The sequence below is a fragment of the Bradyrhizobium sp. 61 genome (assembly GCF_023073075.1).
Lineage (GTDB): Bacteria > Pseudomonadota > Alphaproteobacteria > Rhizobiales > Xanthobacteraceae > Bradyrhizobium > Bradyrhizobium barranii.
Map to the genome: position 1 here is coordinate 1 of NZ_JADPIU010000014.1, position 17743 is coordinate 17743.

17 protein-coding genes are annotated in these 17743 nt (G+C 63.3%); 10 read left to right on the forward strand and 7 right to left on the reverse strand.

Features of this window, described 5'->3' with window-relative positions; translation table 11 throughout:
• The first annotated feature begins 312 nt into the window (after positions 1-312).
• On the forward strand, positions 313-759 hold the full coding sequence (locus IVB46_RS06075) for an SgcJ/EcaC family oxidoreductase (protein WP_157790160.1): 447 nt from the start codon (positions 313-315) through the stop codon (positions 757-759).
• Between the two features lie 205 nt (positions 760-964).
• Here IVB46_RS06075 and IVB46_RS06080 read toward each other — a convergent pair whose 3' ends face one another.
• The 3 genes from IVB46_RS06080 to IVB46_RS06090 form a co-directional block, all read right to left on the reverse strand.
• Entirely contained in the window at positions 965-2596 is a 1632-nt protein-coding gene (locus IVB46_RS06080; RefSeq protein ID WP_247309134.1) for an alpha/beta fold hydrolase, read from the reverse strand.
• Between the two features lie 150 nt (positions 2597-2746).
• Positions 2747-3781 (reverse strand): neutral zinc metallopeptidase, encoded by a 1035-nt coding sequence (locus IVB46_RS06085; protein ID WP_247342314.1) that lies wholly within the window; start codon positions 3779-3781, stop codon positions 2747-2749.
• A gap of 378 nt (positions 3782-4159) precedes the next feature.
• On the reverse strand, positions 4160-4405 hold the full coding sequence (locus IVB46_RS06090) for an Lrp/AsnC family transcriptional regulator (protein ID WP_014493934.1): 246 nt from the start codon (positions 4403-4405) through the stop codon (positions 4160-4162).
• A 128-nt stretch (positions 4406-4533) separates the two neighbouring features.
• On the opposite strand from IVB46_RS06090, the gene thiD reads away from it, so the two are divergent.
• The 4 genes from thiD (at position 4534) to IVB46_RS06110 (ending at position 8467) form a co-directional block, all read left to right on the forward strand.
• Positions 4534-5334 (forward strand): bifunctional hydroxymethylpyrimidine kinase/phosphomethylpyrimidine kinase, encoded by an 801-nt coding sequence (thiD, locus tag IVB46_RS06095; RefSeq protein ID WP_071912115.1) that lies wholly within the window; start codon positions 4534-4536, stop codon positions 5332-5334.
• Positions 5335-5549: 215 nt separating this feature from the next.
• Positions 5550-6362 (forward strand): UDP-2,3-diacylglucosamine diphosphatase, encoded by an 813-nt coding sequence (locus IVB46_RS06100; protein ID WP_028153339.1) that lies wholly within the window; start codon positions 5550-5552, stop codon positions 6360-6362.
• A 13-nt stretch (positions 6363-6375) separates the two neighbouring features.
• Positions 6376-7419, forward strand: a complete 1044-nt coding sequence (locus tag IVB46_RS06105; RefSeq protein WP_247309138.1) for a glycosyltransferase family 1 protein — start codon at positions 6376-6378, stop codon at positions 7417-7419.
• A 64-nt stretch (positions 7420-7483) separates the two neighbouring features.
• Positions 7484-8467, forward strand: a complete 984-nt coding sequence (locus IVB46_RS06110; RefSeq protein WP_028153337.1) for a threonine/serine dehydratase — start codon at positions 7484-7486, stop codon at positions 8465-8467.
• Positions 8468-8742: 275 nt separating this feature from the next.
• On the opposite strand, the gene IVB46_RS06115 is transcribed toward IVB46_RS06110, so the two are convergent.
• A complete protein-coding gene (locus IVB46_RS06115; protein ID WP_247309139.1) occupies positions 8743-10542 on the reverse strand; it encodes a caspase family protein in 1800 nt (599 codons plus the stop codon).
• A 148-nt stretch (positions 10543-10690) separates the two neighbouring features.
• Between IVB46_RS06115 and IVB46_RS06120 the strand changes: the two genes are divergently transcribed.
• Positions 10691-10900: an RbsD/FucU domain-containing protein gene (locus tag IVB46_RS06120; protein WP_247309140.1), complete on the forward strand. Its 210-nt coding sequence runs from the start codon at positions 10691-10693 to the stop codon at positions 10898-10900.
• On the opposite strand, the gene IVB46_RS06125 is transcribed toward IVB46_RS06120, so the two are convergent.
• Positions 10893-11276 carry a glyoxalase gene (locus IVB46_RS06125; protein ID WP_247309141.1) on the reverse strand — a complete coding sequence of 128 codons (384 nt, stop codon included), beginning with the start codon at positions 11274-11276 and terminating at the stop codon, positions 10893-10895. The genes IVB46_RS06120 and IVB46_RS06125 overlap by 8 nt on opposite strands.
• 149 nt (positions 11277-11425) lie before the next feature.
• On the opposite strand from IVB46_RS06125, the gene IVB46_RS06130 reads away from it, so the two are divergent.
• Positions 11426-11785, forward strand: coding sequence for a hypothetical protein (locus IVB46_RS06130; protein ID WP_247309142.1), 360 nt, complete (start codon positions 11426-11428; stop codon positions 11783-11785).
• A gap of 126 nt (positions 11786-11911) precedes the next feature.
• Positions 11912-12682 carry an SDR family oxidoreductase gene (locus IVB46_RS06135; RefSeq protein WP_247309143.1) on the forward strand — a complete coding sequence of 257 codons (771 nt, stop codon included), beginning with the start codon at positions 11912-11914 and terminating at the stop codon, positions 12680-12682.
• A gap of 219 nt (positions 12683-12901) precedes the next feature.
• Here IVB46_RS06135 and IVB46_RS06140 read toward each other — a convergent pair whose 3' ends face one another.
• Complete coding sequence (locus IVB46_RS06140; RefSeq protein ID WP_247309145.1) at positions 12902-14227, reverse strand: hypothetical protein; 1326 nt, start codon at positions 14225-14227, stop codon at positions 12902-12904.
• Positions 14228-14302: 75 nt separating this feature from the next.
• Here IVB46_RS06140 and IVB46_RS06145 point away from each other — a divergent pair, with 75 nt between their 5' ends.
• Positions 14303-15499, forward strand: a complete 1197-nt coding sequence (locus tag IVB46_RS06145) for a major facilitator superfamily domain-containing protein 6 (protein ID WP_247309147.1) — start codon at positions 14303-14305, stop codon at positions 15497-15499.
• On the opposite strand, the gene dgcA is transcribed toward IVB46_RS06145, so the two are convergent.
• The gene (dgcA, locus tag IVB46_RS06150) at positions 15469-16464 is read right to left on the reverse strand and encodes an N-acetyl-D-Glu racemase DgcA (protein WP_247342319.1); all 996 of its coding nucleotides are present in this window, start codon (positions 16462-16464) and stop codon (positions 15469-15471) included. The two genes, IVB46_RS06145 and dgcA, sit on opposite strands and share 31 nt — an antisense overlap.
• 143 nt (positions 16465-16607) lie before the next feature.
• Between dgcA and IVB46_RS06155 the strand changes: the two genes are divergently transcribed.
• Positions 16608-17741: an ABC transporter permease gene (locus IVB46_RS06155; protein WP_247309151.1), complete on the forward strand. Its 1134-nt coding sequence runs from the start codon at positions 16608-16610 to the stop codon at positions 17739-17741.
• Positions 17742-17743: the final 2 nt, after the last annotated feature.

Genomic DNA, 17743 nt, shown 5'->3' on the forward strand with positions numbered 1-17743 from the left:
GATGTGGCGGCCAGGCGTTGACCACGGACAGAAGCATGAGTTCGGCGGCGTGACGTTCACTCGGGAGGCTTGACATCATCGGGCCCATTACAGAAGGGCGTGTATTCCTAAGGCGATAAATATCGCCCCATTAGGCCGCAGCCGCCGAGTGCCGTATTCATGTCCGCTATTGGAGAACAGGCTGACCAATTTCAAACGCCAACTCGTCGGACAGGGCAACGGTTTACGACCGCTACTGACCTTCCATACCTGTGGTGCAAGGCGAACGTTGTTCAAGTATGTTACAGAACTCGATGAAACCTGGAGGCTATGATGAAATTTCTGGCGCTGGCGTTTTGTTTCTTGTTTGGCGCTTCTGGAACGGTTGCGTTTGCGGGGCCTGCAGAAGAGGCCAACGCTGTGATCGATCAATGGTCAGCGACGTATAGTGCAAACGACCGCGACGCGCTCGTAGGTCTATACGCCCCCGACGCGGTTTTGCTTGGAACGACAAGCCCGGCAATTTCCGAAGGAACAGAGGGGATACGGAAATATTTTCAGGAATTGCCGGGAAGCGGTCGCAAGAACTCGATTGTCGAGATACGAACGCTCGTCCTCAGCGAGACATCCGTCTTGGGAATCGGATTTTACAATTTTGCTCGAGCTGCAGAGAACGATACACCCCGGCCATCACGCTTTACTTTCGTGCTTGTGAAGCGCGACGGTCGATGGATGATCGCGCACCACCATTCGTCACCGCTGTCGGCCGCGCGTCAGTAGCTGTCGGAATTTTGGGAGACATCCTGCAACGATAGCAAGCGAGTGCTCATGGCCGCTAACGGGCTCGGCCGCGGTTCGGACCGATGTCAGCTAAATGGCCCCAACTCGGACCATAAGTGGATCCGCCTTTGCGCCGCTGCCGAGCCATAGTGGACATCGAAGGGGACTGATCTACGCATCGCGATTTATGAAAACGCGCCCTAGTCTAGGGTATGTAGCGGAAGTACGCGGCTTTTTGGGGAGGCTCAGGGAAGCCCCGGATTTCAATTAGCCGTGGTGGAGGCTTGCCTTCCATAAGTAGTATCGCAAGATCGTTAAGCACATTTCGTGTTGTGGCGAACGTGTTATGATTTAGTCCGAACAGTTCATCTCCAATTAGACTGACATCAATCGTCCAAAGTCCAGGCAAAACAACTGGCCCGGCATCAGGTACATCTCCTGCGCGCGGGATACCTCCGGCAATACGCTTCGATAGCTGCAGGGCCTTGTCGTTCTTGGATGCGTAAAGTGTAAGCCCCTTAGTGACCTTTGCAACGCCGGAAATGTCTTGAACAAACATGTCTCGGTCCACATCGGGGGCGACCATAATCAGCTGCGCGATAGCCGTGGGTGATCGTGTCGCGGCGCTATTTGATAGGGCCTCAACTGCGATCAAGTTCCCCATACTGTGAGCTATCACATCGATGTCGTCATATCCGGCTTTGTAAAGATCGTCGATCACGCGAAGAAAGGCCGTGCGCGAAGCCAACGCGCTTTCTTTGTCATAGAGATAGTCCGCGATATCCCCGCGAGACGGCCATGAGAATAAGATTGTGGTGCCTCTGAACTGAAGATCCCAAGTTATCTGCGCTGCCCGGAAGACGGCGTCGCGGAATTTGGTATTGAAGCCATGGACAAACACGAGAGCCTTTTTCTTCTTCGTTGACGCTAGCGTTTTTATCCATTTCGCTTCGTCTGTTTTCTCGATGCTGCGAATAGTAAAATGCTTCGTTGGGTCAAGTGTGTCTCTTCTCAACTCAAATCCGAAGAGCTTAAGGCTCGGGGGCAATTCTATGTTTCCGATGTGGTGTCCTTCAGGCACCCGGACGCGAACGATCCCGACACTCAGATCAGGGTTGCGCTCGCCTGTGTAGCCGCTGACAGCGGTCCAGCCGTTTGAGCTGTAGACAGGAGGTCCGTCGCTTGTGAATGCGGGCTGGGGATGGCCTTCGACATCGGGGGGAGTGTCCGACTGTTTGCGGTTCGTTGCATAGAAAAACTCAACGATACGTGTGTCGATTCTGGAGTCTTGCGCTGCGCTTTCTACGGATTTGTCCGTATCTTTAGCCCCGCTCGCTGTACTTTGATTCCCTTTCTGAATCGCGCCGCCTTGGATATCCGGGTCTATTTTGGTGCCGCCGGGTTTAATCGTTGGCCTGATCGGGGCTGCTATCACGTCAAAAGGCGCGCGCCATGGCTCATCATCTGCCAGCGTGACGGGCCTAAACCTCTCGATAGAAATCCATTGAACTGAGTTGGAGTCAGTGAGGAACTTCCAGTAACTCTCATACCGTGTGTTCTGAATCAAAAAAGTCACGCTATTTGGTTCACGCTCGCGCTCCGCTGCCGATAGGCAGCCTCGTAGCCGGTCCGAAAAGCGAGCGTATCTCCCAACGAAATTTTTGGCAGCTTCCGGCTGAACAATTGCCGGCATTCGCTCTGGGGCCTTCCGCGAAAACGCTTCGCAAATTTGAAGGACGTCTCGCTCGGCGACGATCGGTTGCGCGTAGCTGCTCCCGAAGCCCGTTGCGAAAGCAATTGACCAAACAGCTAGGTATTTCAACCAATGCTGGGGCACGGCACTCCCCTCAAAATGAAAATGCAAGAGACCGGGCAGGCGTTCGTCGCGGAGTTTCTCTTCGTCCAGTGGGGGCTCCCCAGCGGGCCCCGCTCGGTAGTACGCAGTCGTCGTCGGACATCGGCTGTTGAGAGTCGGGAAGGTCGGGCCTCATTGCCGCGCTCCAGCAAAGGTGTTGCAGCTCTTCACCAATCCAGTCGCGTAACCGACATCGAACCAATGATGGCGCTGCGCAGCGCTGCCATGAGTGAACGAGTCAGGCACTACGTACCCCAAGGCACTTTTCTGCAGGGTGTCATTGCCTAGTGCTTCTGTCGTTCGAATTGCCGCTGCTATGTCGCTCGCGTTGACCTTCGCTTTCTCTTTAATTTTACGCGCCCAAATGCCGGCGAGACAATCGGCCTGCAATTCGAGACGAACTTGTAACCGGTTTCTCTCCGCCTCCGTTTCCATGCTCCCTTGAAGCTCGCGCACTTTTGGCATAATTCCCAGCAAGTTCTGAACGTGGTGTCCGATTTCGTGGGCTATCACATAGGCCTGAGGAAGTTGACAGTCGGCGCCGCTCGAATCGCAGGCGTGAAGGTCAGTCTGCATCTCTTGGAAGAACGAAAGGTCGAGGTAGACTTTCTGATCATCAGGACAATAGAATGGTCCCATGATTTTCTCGGCTAATCCGCAGGCCGCGTAGGTGGCGCTTGTGTACAGGACGAGACGGGGTGGCCGATAAGTTAGGCGATCGGATGCGAAGATTGCCTGCCAGACCTCCTCCGTGCTGCCCAGAACTCGCGAAACGAAGAGATACATTTTGTCGCGCGGTGCACCGGTCTGGTCGCCCGACTTCGCTGGAAGCTCAGCATAAAGCCACGCGGCTTGCGCGTCATCGCTACTCGTTGTTGCCGTGAATCCTTCACCGAATAGGCGAGCCCGCATGAAGCTGCCAACCTCGATCTGTTCAGTTTGAGCCACGCCATGACGTTGGTGCGGCCGGACGGTTATTGGCTCCTGATAGCCGACCGTCATTTCCGTCGGAGGATTAAAGACAACTGAACCCGGACCAATCTTGTCGACTTGGTTACGGAGGATGGCAGCGGGGTCTATCGCTGCTGGGCGAACCGCCCAGGCTAAGCCGTCTGTGCAAAGCACCCAGACAGCCACTGCTATCGAAACAAGCGGTCCTTTGGGCATTGCCGGCCCCCGGCGCTCACGATCCGTGCGAAAAGAGCATTCCAGGGTTGTATGTTCAATGAAATATTTCACACTTTGCGCGCGGCATAGGTGCAAGCGATCGGGCCGCCGAATTGTTCCTCCGCGGACCTAAGCGCGTGGGCTACGATGCAAAGGCCCCAACCACTTGGAGACTATCCGTTTTTTGACCGGACATTGGCGCGATGTCGACGCGGCCGTCATCGATGAAGCGCGTTGGGCCTTGCCAGTGCGAGAGGGTGTCGAGCGCTGGATGATGTGCGCGATGGTTAAAATCCGAAGAACTCACTTTGAGTACAATTGGTCCGCTGCGCTGTCTCGGAAGCGTACTTCCCATCCGGCCCTCTGTGAGTGCACACCCTAGCTCGCGCCAAACGCCTTGAAGGTGATGATGGTCAGGGTGTCCTGGATGCCCGGCAGCACCTGCACCTTCTCGTTGATGAAGTGGCCGATGTCGGTGTCCTTATCGACGTAGAACTTTACCAGCAAATCGTAATGGCCGGCCGTGGAGTAGATCTCGGAGGCGATCTCGGCTTCGGCAAGCGCGTTGGCGACCGTGTAGGACTGGCCGAGCTTGCATTTGATCTGGACGAAAAAAGGAACCATTGCAGTCACTCCGAAGCTTATCTGGCGGCTAATAGGCCAAAATCGGCCGGATTTAGCAAGCGAACTTGCGGGCCACCGGGGTGCGCGCTAGGACGGGCGATGGTCTCAAAAACGCGGAAAATCGCCCCATGACGACGCCCGTGGCGCTCACCATCGCCGGCTCCGATTCGAGCGGCGGCGCCGGCATCCAGGCCGACCTGAAGACCTTTGCCGCGCTCGGCGTCTATGGCGCCTCCGCGATCACGGCCCTGACCGCGCAGAACACGCGCGGCGTCACCGGCATCCACGCGGTGCCCGCCGACTTCGTCACCGCGCAGATCGATGCCGTGTTTTCCGATCTCGAGGTCGGCGCGGTGAAGATCGGCATGGTGGCGCAGGCCGCCAGCATCGATGCGATCGCAGCGGCGCTGTCGCGCTGGAAGCCCGAGCATATCGTGCTCGATCCCGTGATGGTCGCAACCTCCGGCGATCGCCTGCTCGCCGCGGAGGCGGTGGAAGCCCTGCGCAAGAAACTGATGCCGCTGGCGTCGGTGATCACGCCTAATCTGCCCGAGGCCGCGGCTCTGCTCGACGAGCCCGTCGCGACACGCGAGGCCGAGATCGAGAGCCAGGGACGCCGGCTGCTGGCGCTGGGCTGCCGCGCGGTCCTGATCAAGGGCGGGCACGGCGAGGGCGCCGAAAGCATCGACTATCTCGTCGAGGCCGAGAACACGATCGCGCTTGCGGCGCCGCGCGTCGCCACCCGCAACACCCACGGCACGGGGTGCTCGCTGTCCTCGGCCGTCGCGGCGGGGCTTGCCAGGGGCGAGGATCTCGAGCGCGCCGTGCGGAACGCCAAGGCCTGGATCAGCGCAGCGATCGCGGCCGCCGACCGCTTCAGCGTCGGCCACGGCCACGGGCCGGTCCATCATTTCCACAAATTTTACTGATCCGGGCCGCCAGCGGCGCGCGGGACCGCTGCCGTTAACCTGATCAGCCATCGGTTCCGGGGTCTTGCGGAGGCCGTTGCGGCGTCATGTCGCCTGATTGTCGCATGCGACTGATATTCGCGGGACGGGCGAGGCGAGGTTTGATTCGTATCCGAGGGTGCCTCAAAGGTTCATTGGTCATCCCCCTGTCACGGGATATTGTTACAGGCTGTCGCATGGGAAGTTACGATGTGAGTGACGAGAGCCCTGAAAGGCGCTTTCGCACGTTGTTCATCTCCGACGTTCATCTCGGAGCCCGCGGTTCTCAAGCCGACCTGCTGCTCGACTTCCTGCGATACCACGATGCCGACACGATCTATCTCGTCGGAGACATCGTCGACGGCTGGGCGCTGAAATCGAGCTGGCACTGGCCGCAATCGCATAACGACCTGGTCCAGAAGCTGCTGCGCAAGGCGCGCAAGGGCGCCAAGGTCATCTACATTCCCGGCAATCACGACGAGTTCCTGCGCAACTATTACGGCACGCATTTCGGCGGCATCGACGTGGTCGAGAACACCGTCCACACCGGCGTGGACGGCAAGCGCTATCTCGTTATCCACGGCGACATCTTCGACCTCGTGGTGCAGAACGCGCGCTGGCTCGCCCATCTCGGCGACAAGGCCTATGACTTCGCGATCCAGATGAATCGCTTCGTCAACTTCTTCCGGCGCATGTTCAAGGTGCCCTATTGGTCGCTGTCGCAATGGGCCAAGCAGAAGGTCAAGAACGCCGTCAACTATATCGGCGCGTTCGAGCAGGCGCTCGCCGCCGAGGCGCGGCGCCACGACGCCGACGGCGTGATCTGCGGCCACATCCACTACGCCGTGATCCGCGACGAGGGCGGCATCCGCTACATGAATTGCGGCGATTGGGTCGAGAGCTGCACGGCGCTGGTCGAGCATGACGACGGTCATTTCGAGATCATCACCTGGGCGGATCAGGCGCGGAAGCCGGCACAGGTCCCGCAGGTCGCAGCCAGAGCTGCATAACAAGGGCCCCTTGATGCGCATCCTGGTCGCGACCGACGCCTGGCACCCGCAAGTCAACGGTGTGGTTCGGACGCTGACCAAGCTCGCTGACGCCGCCAAGGGGCTCGACGTCGAGTTCACGTTCCTGACGCCGCAATCGTTCCGCACCTTCGCGATGCCGAGCTACCGCGACGTGCGGCTCGCCATGCCGCGCCCGGCGCGAATCGCGAAGCTGATCGAAGAGGCGCGCCCCGACAGCATCCACATTGCGACGGAGGGGCCGATCGGCCTGATGGTCCGCCGCTACTGCCGCCAGCGCAAGCTGCCGTTCACGACCAGCTTCCACACCCGCTTTCCCGAATATGTCCGCGCCCGCGTGCCGGTTCCGGAATCCCTGATCTGGCGGGCGCTGCGCCGATTTCACGCGCCCAGCCGCGCCGTGATGGCGGCAACGCCGGCGCTCGCCCGCGAGCTTGGCGAACGCGGCTTCGACAACGTCGTGCTGTGGCCGCGCGGCGTCGACACCAGCCTGTTCCACCCCCGTGGGATCGACCTCTGCCTGCCGGCGCCGGTGTTTCTCTCGGTCGGCCGGGTTGCGGTGGAGAAGAATCTCGAGGCGTTTCTCGATCTCGATCTGCCCGGCACCAAGGTGATCGTCGGCGACGGCCCGGCGCGGGTCGCACTGGAAGAAGCCTATCCGGATGCGATCTTCCTGGGCGAGAAGCACGGCGAGGCGCTGGCGGCAATCTATGCGGCGGCCGACGTGTTCGTGTTCCCCAGCAAGACCGACACGTTCGGCCTGGTCCTGCTGGAAGCGCTCGCCAGCGGCCTGCCGGTTGCGGCGTTCCCGGTGAAGGGCCCCCGCGACGTGATCGGCGATGCACCGGTCGGCGCCCTCGACCACGATCTGCGCAACGCCTGCTTCGCTGCGCTCGACGTGTCCCGGCAGGACTGCGTCGAATTTGCCGCCAATTACACCTGGGAGGCCTCGGCGAGGGCTTTCGTCGATAGCATCAGGGCGGTCGGAGCGGTGCTTCCAGGCAGGAATGGGGCGGAGCCGGTTAGTTTCGTAGCCTGAAAACCAAGGTTCATCGCGCGCAGGTGTCTTGCCCCGCGCCTCGTCCGGCGCGATAACATTAGGCATGACCGAACAGCTCCTCCCGATCGGCCCTGCCGATATCGATGCAGCAGCACGCGTGATCGCGCCCTTCGCCATCCGCACCCCGCTGTTGTCCTTTCCCGTGCTCAACGAGCGCGTCGGCGCAAAGGTCTTCCTGAAGCCGGAGATGCTCCAGCGCACCGGCTCCTTCAAGTTCCGCGGCGCCTTCAACAAGGTCGCCTCGATCCCGCAGGATAAGCGCGCCGGCGGCGTCGTCGCGTTCTCGTCCGGCAACCACGCCCAGGGCGTGGCGGCGGCTGCCAAGATCCTCGACATGCACGCGACCATCGTGATGCCCGCGGATGCGCCGCTGTCGAAGCGCGAGCGCACCAAATCCTATGGCGCCGAGGTGGTGCTGTACGATCGCGATCGCGACGACCGCGAGGCGATCTCGCGCGGCATCGCCGAGAAGCGCGGCGCGACGCTGGTCAGGCCCTATGACGATCCGTTCGTGATCGCGGGGCAGGGCACCGCAGGTCGCGAAATCGCGGAGGACATGGCTGCGCTCGGCCTCAGTCCCGACATCGTGGTGGCGCCGGCCTCCGGCGGCGGCCTGATCGCGGGTGTCGCCACGGCCGTGAAGGCGCGCTATCCGCTCGCCGAGATCGTGGTGGCCGAGCCCGAGGCGTTCGACGATCACGGCATTTCGCTGACCGCCGGCCACCGCGAGCCGCATGGGCCTGCGGGCCGCACCATCTGCGATGCGCTGATGGCCCTGATCCCCGGCGAGATGACCTTTGCGATCAACAGCAAGCTCTTGGCGCGCGGCGTGACGGCATCCGACAAGGAAGTCGGCGCTGCCGTGGCGTTTGCCTATCGCGAGTTGAAGCTCGTGGTCGAGCCAGGCGGTGCTGTCGGTCTTGCCGCGCTGCTTGCGGGACGTCTCGACGTCGCCGGGAAGAACGTCGTCATCGTGCTCTCCGGCGGCAATGTCGATGCGGATCTGTTTGCCGAACTGGTGGCCTGAGAGCGGTTTCCCCGTAGCCCATCCTTCGAGACGCCCGCTTCGCGGGCTCCTCAGGATGAGGTCGGAATGCGCGGCAGAAGTTTCAACCGGCACCGATGCTGATGAGCCTCATCCTGAGGAGACCGCGAAGCGGTCGTCTCGAAGGACGAGGCGCGCGCTCGGGCCGCGCCACGAGGTAAGGACTGGCTGCAGTCGAGCTGATCGTGTCTATTCCTCGGCATGAAGAAGGGGCAGAGCGTCACCGCTCCGCCCCTTTGTCGTTTCGCTTGTGGCGATCAGCGCATGAAGCCGCGGTGATTGTTGCCGCTGCCCATGGAGGGCGCCTGGTTCATCGACTGCCGGAAGTTGTTGCCGCCGTTGTTGACCACACGGTTGGTCGCATTGAATTGCGGGCGGTTGTTCTGCTGGTTGTTCTGGACCTGCACCTTGTTCACCGGGTTGTTGTTGAGCTTCACGCCGTTGTTGACGCGGATCGGGTTGTTCTGCGTCTGAACGACCGGCTTCGTATCGACAGTCGTGCCACCCTTGCCGACATTCACCGGCATGCTGACGATCTTGCCAGGCGTGCCTTTGGTCGTACCGTTATTATTGCTGCCGCCGCTCTGCGTATTGTTGGTCGCGGGCAGCGTCACGATCTTGCCCGTGCCGCCATTGGTGTTGGTCGGCGCAGGCAGGGTGACGATCTTGCCCGGGGTCTGCGACGGCGTGCCGTTCGGCTGGTTGTTGCCCGCCGGCAGGTTGACGACCTGACCGCCATTGCCGAGCTTGCCGATGACGTTGCTGTCCACCGGCTTCTGCACGACCGGCAGATTGCCATTCATCTGCCCACCGCCATTGCCCTGCTGCATCAGCGGCATGTATTTGGGCTGGCCGAGATTGCCGACCTTGAACGTCGGAGCAATGTTCTGCGGCGCCAGGAACTTGGTCGCCTGCATCAGGGGGATCAGCTTTGGCTGCACCTGGAGCTTCAGCGCGGATTGCGCATAGGAGCTGTTGCCGTAGCTGTCATAGAAGCTCTTGTAGCCGAGCGGGGAGTTCGCGAGCACCGCCTTGTGCCAGGCCTGCGTGATCAGCAGGTTCGAGAGCAGCCAGCGGATGTGGTCGCACAGCGGGTCGTGCGGGTACATCTGGATGAACTCCTGATAGTACTCCGGACGTCCCTCGGACACGACGTAGTCATAGGCCTGGCGCGTCGAACGGCTCGGCAGGTTGGAGGCCACCTGCACGACCGACGCATTCACCGGCGCGCGGGTGGCGGCGACGGCGGTGTCGCCGAAGAAGGTGAAGTCCGAGGTCAGCGACGAGCTTTCCCACGGGATCTGCGCGCCGCTGGTGGTCTGGTTCACTTCGAGGCGCACGCGCTTGAACAGCTGCTCGATCGGCACGTTGGGTTCGCGCGCGACGTTGAGGAAGGCCTGGGTGTAGGGGCTGTGGCCGTTGGTGCCGTCCTGTGCTTCCGCACCCGGCGCGGTCGAGTAGCCGACGATCGAGCCGTTCGGCGCATCGACGATGGCCAAGCCGCGGCCGGCGTCGTTGACATCAGGGAACGGATTGTTGCGGCAGGCATCGAGGATGACGATGCGCATGCGGCTTGGGATCGTCTCCAGCGTCGACATCACGTCGACCAGGCGCACTGAGTTGCTCACGAGCTCGGTGGGGTTCGAAACCTTGGCATCGACAGGAACGAGATAGTTCTCGCCGGCGAGCTGCACGCCGTGACCGGCGTAGTAGACCATGGCGACAGTGTTCGGACCCCGCGCGGAAACCTTGGCGGAAAAGTCCTGGACGACGCGGAGCATGTCGTTCTGGGTCAGGTCGGTCGCGGCGACCACCTCGAAGCCGGCGGAGTTCAGAAACTGCGCCATCGACTCCGCGTCATTGTCGGGATTTTGGAGCTGCGGCGCGTTCTTGTAGTTGGAATTGCCGATCACCAGCGCGAGCCGCTGCTCCGGCCCTTGCAGCGCGGTCGGGGCAGGCTGGGCCGGGGCGACTTGCGCGGAAGCAGGGCCGCAGGCGAAGCCGAACAGGCTTCCCACGAGGCTAGCCGTCATCAGGAAAGGCTTTAGGCGGAACATGGCGTGCTCCTCTGGCACTCATCTCGATGCGAGATTGGTTGCGAGGAAGCCTGGCCGCGTTCGAGCCCGTGGTCCGTGATCGCAATCACCGTGGTAAGCTGCGTGATCTGAATCACGCTTCGGAACCGATCCCGATCCGGTGCGCGTGATGGCGCCGGTCGACGATCCCGATCGCGTTCCCGACGTGCAGCGCGCGGTGCTGGCGGAAATCGAGCGCGCGGTTGGCCGCGCCGTCAGTCCCGGCAAGCTCTCGCGCCCGGAAATCTATCGCGCGGCGGCGGCGGGGTTTGGTGTCGTGCAGGTCGGCGACAGCAGGGGGTATGGATGCTTCCTGATCCGGAAGGGCGTGATCAGCTAGGGCGATGCATCAGCTCTGACGGCCAGCCGATCCTGACGAGAAGACCGTCAGGTCCGTTGATGCCCACCTCATACATCCCCCATTCGCGGTGACGCAGCACGCCACCGGGGCGGATGATCAGATCGTCCACGCGCGCGGCGATGGCCTCGACGTGGGGCGTGCGAATGAAGACGCCGAAGGGATTGTGCTCGGGCACGCGCCACGGGCCATCGCCGGCTTGCGTGAGATGCACCTCGCAGCCCCAACCGGTCATGATCACGTAGTCGGCGTCACCGCCCGCGCGCGCAAAGCCGAGGCGTTCCCAGAACGGAATCGCTGCGGCAAGGTCGTTGCTGGGAACGATGGCGAATGCGCCGACGGGCGGGGTTTCAGACATCCGCTCACTCCGGAATATGCAAATTTCACGCGCAGCCCTCATGCTGCGCTAAGCGAGCTTATCGGGAGAAGCCAATGAGTCGAAGCGGCGAAAAGTCTCGCACTCGGATTTGAATGGCCTTCTCGCAAGCGCCTGTCTATGGTCGGTTCATGTCGCGCCTTATGTGTCTATCTATTGCTGTCATCCTGTCCCTGCTGCCCGCCGTCGCGCCGGCTGCATCAGTTCAAAAACGCCCCAAACAGGCCTGGCATGGCTACGGCTTCCTGCCGGGCTATCGCCAGCCGCTGAGCAACAGCATTCCGCTCTACAAGCAGAAGGAAGCGATGCGGCGCCTGTCGCGCAGCGATCGCCGTCATTGGTACATCGATCCGGTCCCGCAGTATTACGGCTGGGATGGCGAATGGCGCTATTTCGGCCGGCCCGGCTTCGGCGGCGGCCGCTACAATGGCGGCAGCTTCGGTCCGTGCTGGACGCGGACCCCGATCGGCGCGGTCTGGAACTGCGGCTGATCGGCCTCGCATCGCTTCGTGCGACAGATTTCAATCGTAACCGAATCCGGTTCGGCTGAAACCGGGCTGTCTTTCCGGTGTCCTAGCTCTTGTCCGGACCTTGCGGTTTCGGATGGAGTTATTGGCATGAATGATCGGTTCAGGGATAAAGTCGTCATCGTTACCGGCGCCGGCAGCGGCATCGGCGCCGCAGCCGCAAGGCGCTTTCACGGCGAAGGCGCCATTGTCGTGCTGAACGGGCGCCGGGAGGTCAAGCTGGCTGAAGTCGCTGCCGAACTCGGCACCGATCGCTGCATGATCCGATCCGCCGACGTTTCGATCGTCGCAGATGTCGAGCGCCTGGTCGCCGACGTGGTCCTTCAATTCGGCAGGATCGACATTCTCGTCAACAATGCCGGGACGGGCGCACTGATCGATTTCCTGGGCTCGCCGGTCCAGCTGTGGCGAGATCTCTTCGCGGTCAATGTCGACGGTGTCCTCTACATGACGCGCGCCGCGCTTCCGCACCTGATCGAAAGCGGCGGCTCGATCGTCAACGTGTCGTCTCTCAGCGGGCTTGGCGGCGATCGGGGCTTGAGCTTCTACAACGCCACGAAGGGGGCCGTCAGCAATCTGACACGCAGCCTGGCGCTCGACTTTGGCCCGAGAGGCGTGCGCATCAATGCGGTGTGCCCATCATTGACCCTCACCGACTTGACGACGCCGATCATGGAGCAATATCCGGAATTGTTCGCGAAGCTGGTGGAACGTATCCCCCTGGGGCGCGGAGCCCGGTCCGAGGAAGTTGCGAGCGTCATCGCATTTCTCGCAAGCGACGACGCCAGCTTCGTGAATGGGGTGAACCTGCCGGTCGACGGCGGCGTCGACGCATCGACCGGGCAGGCCCCCTTCGCGTAGCGCGGTTAGGTTTGCGAGAGCACCCGTGCAACAGCCTGGGTCCCGGCTCTGCGCCGCAACGCGTGCGCGTTGCAGCTTGTCCGGGACACGAGAGAGGGTGCGGTGATTCACCTTGCTCCGTCATTGCGAGCGCAGCGAAGCAATCCAGAATCTCTCCGCGGAAAGACTCTGGATTGCTTCGCTGCGCTCGCAATGACGATGTGGAGAGCGCGCGCCCCCTTACGAGAAGAACGCGATCTTCTCGGCCTGGGTCATGCGGCGGATTGGCGCCATGGGGTCGTTGGCCGCCGCGCGGGGCTTTTGCAGGATGCCGCTGGCGAGGATGGTGGCGCCGAGCGAGGGCTCGGGCAAGGAGGCGGACAAGGGCGAGGGCATCGGAAGCGTCGCGGTCGGGGCAGCACCGAATGTCGCGGCGGCCGCCATGGCCGGGGCCGGCTGCTCCATCACTTCGGCGGCGGCCTCCGCAATGGCGTCGGTGAGGCGCGCGAGCGAGTCCATCGCGATCGGTGCGTCTTCGGCGGGCTCCTCCGCGACTGCGGTGACGGCCGGCTCGGCTGCGACCGGCTCCGGAAGCTCTGCTGCAATCGGGGCTGCGACCTCCGCGGCCATCGGCTCCGGAATGGCCGCTTCCAGCTCGACCGGTTCGGTGATCTCGTCGAACTCCGGATCGGGCGCGGCCATTTCCAGCGCGATGGCATCGAGTATGGCTTCGTCCTCGGCTTCCGCGGCCGCGTCGAGCGAGACCCCGTCAGTCACCTCTGTGAAGGCGGCGGCCTCTGCGACCTCCTCTTCGGGGCCGACGTGATTGCCGGCGATGAGCTCCGGCTCGGTGGCGACGTCGATTGCCTCCTCGCCAACGGCGCGTGCTTCGGCGACGCTGGCCTCGACCGCTGCTTCGGGCGCGGGAGTCGCTGCGATGTCCTGCGGCGCCTCCGTAAAAGCCACCGGTGCTTCGGTGGCCATCGCAGCAGGCGCGGGATGCACCGCCGCTTGCGGCGCTGTGTCGCCGTCACCATCAAGCTGCTCGACCCGATCCCTGAGCAAATCGAATGCGGCCTTGAGCTCGGCGCGGGGGTCGATGGTCGATAGCTGGCCGCAAGCGGCCTCGATGGAGGCGAGCTGCGAATCAATGAGATCGCAGATTCGCCCGTCGGCGCCGATCTCGCGCCAGCGCCAGGAGATCTCCTTGATGATGCGCACGCCGCGCGGAATCGGCGCGAGGCTGGCCTCGATCGCCGCAGGATCGAAGGCGGCGATCGCGATGGTCTCGGCTTCGCGGATGGCGCGGCGGATCTCGACCAGCGCCTCGGGCAGGCGATCCTCGACGACCGGTAGTCGCTGTGCCGCAAGGGTTTCTTCGATTTTCGCGACCGCATCGAGCACCATGCGGGTATCCGCATTGCGGTTGCGCTTGGCATATTCGCCGAGGAACCAGCGGCCGCGCGCGGTCTCCATGAAGGCTTCGCGGATCGCGTCGTAATCCTGCTCGTTCGGCTCGGCCGCACGGGCAGACATAGGCGAGAGGGCGAATGCTTCGTTGGCCATGACAATCTCGTCGCGCAAATCACTACGCGTTACTGTAACGATCACCACGATATCGACCGAATCGCAATTGGTTTGATGGCAGGCGAATCACAAATCCCCACGCAAGCCGCCGTGAAGCGGCGATTCGCCGTGAGTCTGGCGCTGTTCTATTCGGCGGTCTTCGCGGTGTCCGGCACGCATCTGCCGTTCTTTCCGCTCTGGCTGAAGGCGATCGGCATCGACGCAAGCTGGATCGGCCTCATCAATGCGCTGCCGGCGATCACGCGCTTCACCACGCTGCCGCAGATCACCGCCCTTGCCGAAAGACGACATGCCATTCGCGCCGGCATGATGGTGTCGGTGCTGGCAACCGCGATCGGGTTCACAGCGGTCGGCTTGCAGCAGCAGCCGCTGGCGCTGTTCCTGATCTATGCGCTGACCTGTATGATGTGGACGCCGACGACCCCGCTGACCGATGCCTATGCGCTGCGCGGCGTCGCCCGCTACGGGCTCGACTACGGACCGTTGCGGCTGTGGGGCTCGGCGGCCTTCGCCGCGGGCTCGCTCGCCTGCGGCTTTCTCGTCGACCACATCGCGGCGCGCGATCTGATCTGGATCATCGTCGCGTGGGCCGTCGTTGCGGTCGCCGCCAGCCTGCTGCTCCAGCCGCTCGACGATGTCAGGCGAAGGACGACGGAGACGCATGCCGGCAAGGCCTTGCTGCGCGATGGCGGCTTCTGGGCCGTCATCGCGTCGGCCGCGCTGATCCAGGGCAGCCACGTCGCCTATTACACGTTCTCGGCCATCAACTGGCAGCTCCATGGCTTCGGCGGGCTGACGATCGCGGGCCTCTGGACGCTGGGTGTGATCGCCGAGATCGTCGTCTTCGCGCTGTCGCCGCGGTTCTCGCTGCATCCGTCCACGCTGATCGCAATCGGCGGCGTGAGCGCCGTGGTGCGCTGGATCGTCACCGCGCAGGAGCCGCCGCTGGCGCTGCTCGTGATCGTGCAGCTCGGCCACGGCCTTACCTTCGGCATGACCATCGTCGGCACAATGAACCTTCTGGTGCAGCGCGTGCCATCGCATCAGATCGCGCGGGGGCAGGGCTATTATGCCGCGTGCAACGGGTTGCTGGGTGCAGCGACGTCGATCGCGTCAGGTGCGATCTACGCCCGCATCGGCGACAGCTTGTACTACGTCATGGCAGCGATGGCCGCGGCCGGCGCGCTCGTGATCTGGTCGGCGCGGCATCGGCTCAAGGCTCATCCCCAGAGCGAGGTATCAGGCGGATAGACCAGACTGTCGTCGTAGCGCAGCCCGTGATCGCGATCGCGCGCCAGCAGCAGTGGGCCGTCGAGATCGACGAAGCGCGCCTGCGGCGTCACCAGCATTGCGGGTGCCATCGACAGCGAGGTCGCGACCATGCAGCCGATCATGATCTCGAAGCCGAGCGCCTGCGCCGCGTCGGCCATCGCGAGCGCCTCGGTGAGGCCGCCGGTCTTGTCGAGCTTGATGTTCACGGCGTCGTAGCGCTCGCGGAGCGGCGCGAGCGAAGGGCGGTCATGCACGCTCTCGTCGGCGCAGACCGCGAGCGGCCGCTTGATCCGCGCCAGCGCGCCATCCTTCCCGGCCGGCAGCGGCTGCTCGACCAAGGTGACGCCGACGGCGTCGCAGGCGGCGAGATTCTGCTCCAGATTGGCCTCGGTCCAGGCCTCGTTGGCATCCACGATCAGTTCGGATTCGGGGGCGGCCTTGCGAACCGCCGCGATCCGCAGCGGATCGCCGTCGCCGCCGAGCTTGATCTTGAGCAATGGCCGGTGCGCGGCCCTGGCCGTCGCCGCCGCCATCGCCTCGGGGGTGCCCAACGAAATCGTGAAGGCGGTGGTGCGCTCGCCCGGCACCGGGCGGTCCAGCAGGTTCCAGGCCCGCAGGCCGGTCGCCTTGGCCTCGAGGTCGATCAGGGCGCAATCCAGCGCGTTACGGGCCGCTCCCGGCGGCATGGCGGCTTGCAGGGCCTCTCGCGAGAGGCCGCCCGCGACGGCCGCCTGCATGGCCTGGATGGCCGCAAGGGTCGCCTCGGGGGTCTCGCCATAGCGCGGATAGGGGACGCATTCGCCGCGGCCGGTGAGGCCGTTCCGGCTCACTTCGGCCACGACGGTCACGGCCTCGGTCTTGGCGCCCCGGCTGATGGTGAAACTGCCGGCGATGGGAAATCGCTCGATTCGCGCCGCGAGGGCCGGAACTTTGCTGGAAGTCATTTTGAACTCTGGCGAAATCTGAACCTGCTAGTTACCTCTAGCAACTAACATTAACCAGTTGGGGATACCTTCTCCGGGTAAGGGCGTGTGCACAACCATCTGATTCTATCCGTTTCTCGCGCCCCAGCACGGGAGCGGAGACCTTGAGCGGCGATCCGAAGCTGGAACGGATTGCCAAGGGCAACGCGCTGGCACTCTGCGCCACCGGAACCTGGACCGCGAGCTTCGCGCCGGTCCTGGAGCGGATGGTGGCTGACGCCGAGAAGCTCGCCGGCAGTTCGCAAAGCATCTTCATCGACGTCTCCGAGGTCGCCAAGCTCGACACCTTCGGCGCCTGGCTGATCGAGCGGCTGCGCCGCAGCCTGACCCAGGGCGCCGTCGAGGCGCAGATCGCGGGGCTCTCCGCCAATTATTCGAGCCTCGTGGACGAGGTGCGGCGGGTCAGGGCGACGCCGGTCGTCGACAGCAGCGCGGTCACCATCACCGGCATGCTGGAGCAGATCGGCCGGGCCATGGCCGGGGTCGCCGGCACGGTTGCGGGCCTCGTCGACATGCTCGGCGCGGTGCTCGCGGCGGGGTTTCGCGTGTTGATCCACCCGCGCTCGTTCCGCCTGACCTCGACCGTGCACCACATGGAGCAGGTCTGCTGGCGCGCGGTGCCGATCATCGTGCTGATCACGTTCCTGATCGGCTGCATCATCGCCCAGCAGGGCATTTTTCATTTCCGCAGGTTCGGCGCCGACATCTTCGTCGTCGACATGCTCGGCGTGCTGGTGCTGCGCGAGATCGGCGTCCTCCTGGTCGCGATCATGGTCGCGGGGCGCTCGGGCAGCGCCTACACGGCCGAGCTCGGCTCGATGAAGATGCGCGAGGAGATCGACGCGCTGCGCACGATGGGTTTCGACCCGATCGAGGTCCTGGTGCTGCCGCGCATGCTGGCGCTGGTGCTGGCGCTGCCGATCCTCGCCTTCCTCGGTGCCATGGCCGCGCTTTATGGCGGCGGCCTCGTCGCCTGGCTCTATGGCGGCGTCGATCCCGAAGCCTTCCTGCTGCGCCTGCGCGACGCCATCTCGATCGACCATTTCATCGTCGGCATCGTCAAAGCACCGGTGATGGCGGCCGTGATCGGCATCGTCGCCTGCGTCGAGGGGCTCGCCGTGCAGGGCAGCGCGGAATCTCTCGGACAGCACACCACGGCCTCCGTGGTGAAGGGCATCTTCTTCGTCATCGTCATGGACGGCGTGTTCGCCATCTTCTTCGCCTCGATCGGGATGTGACG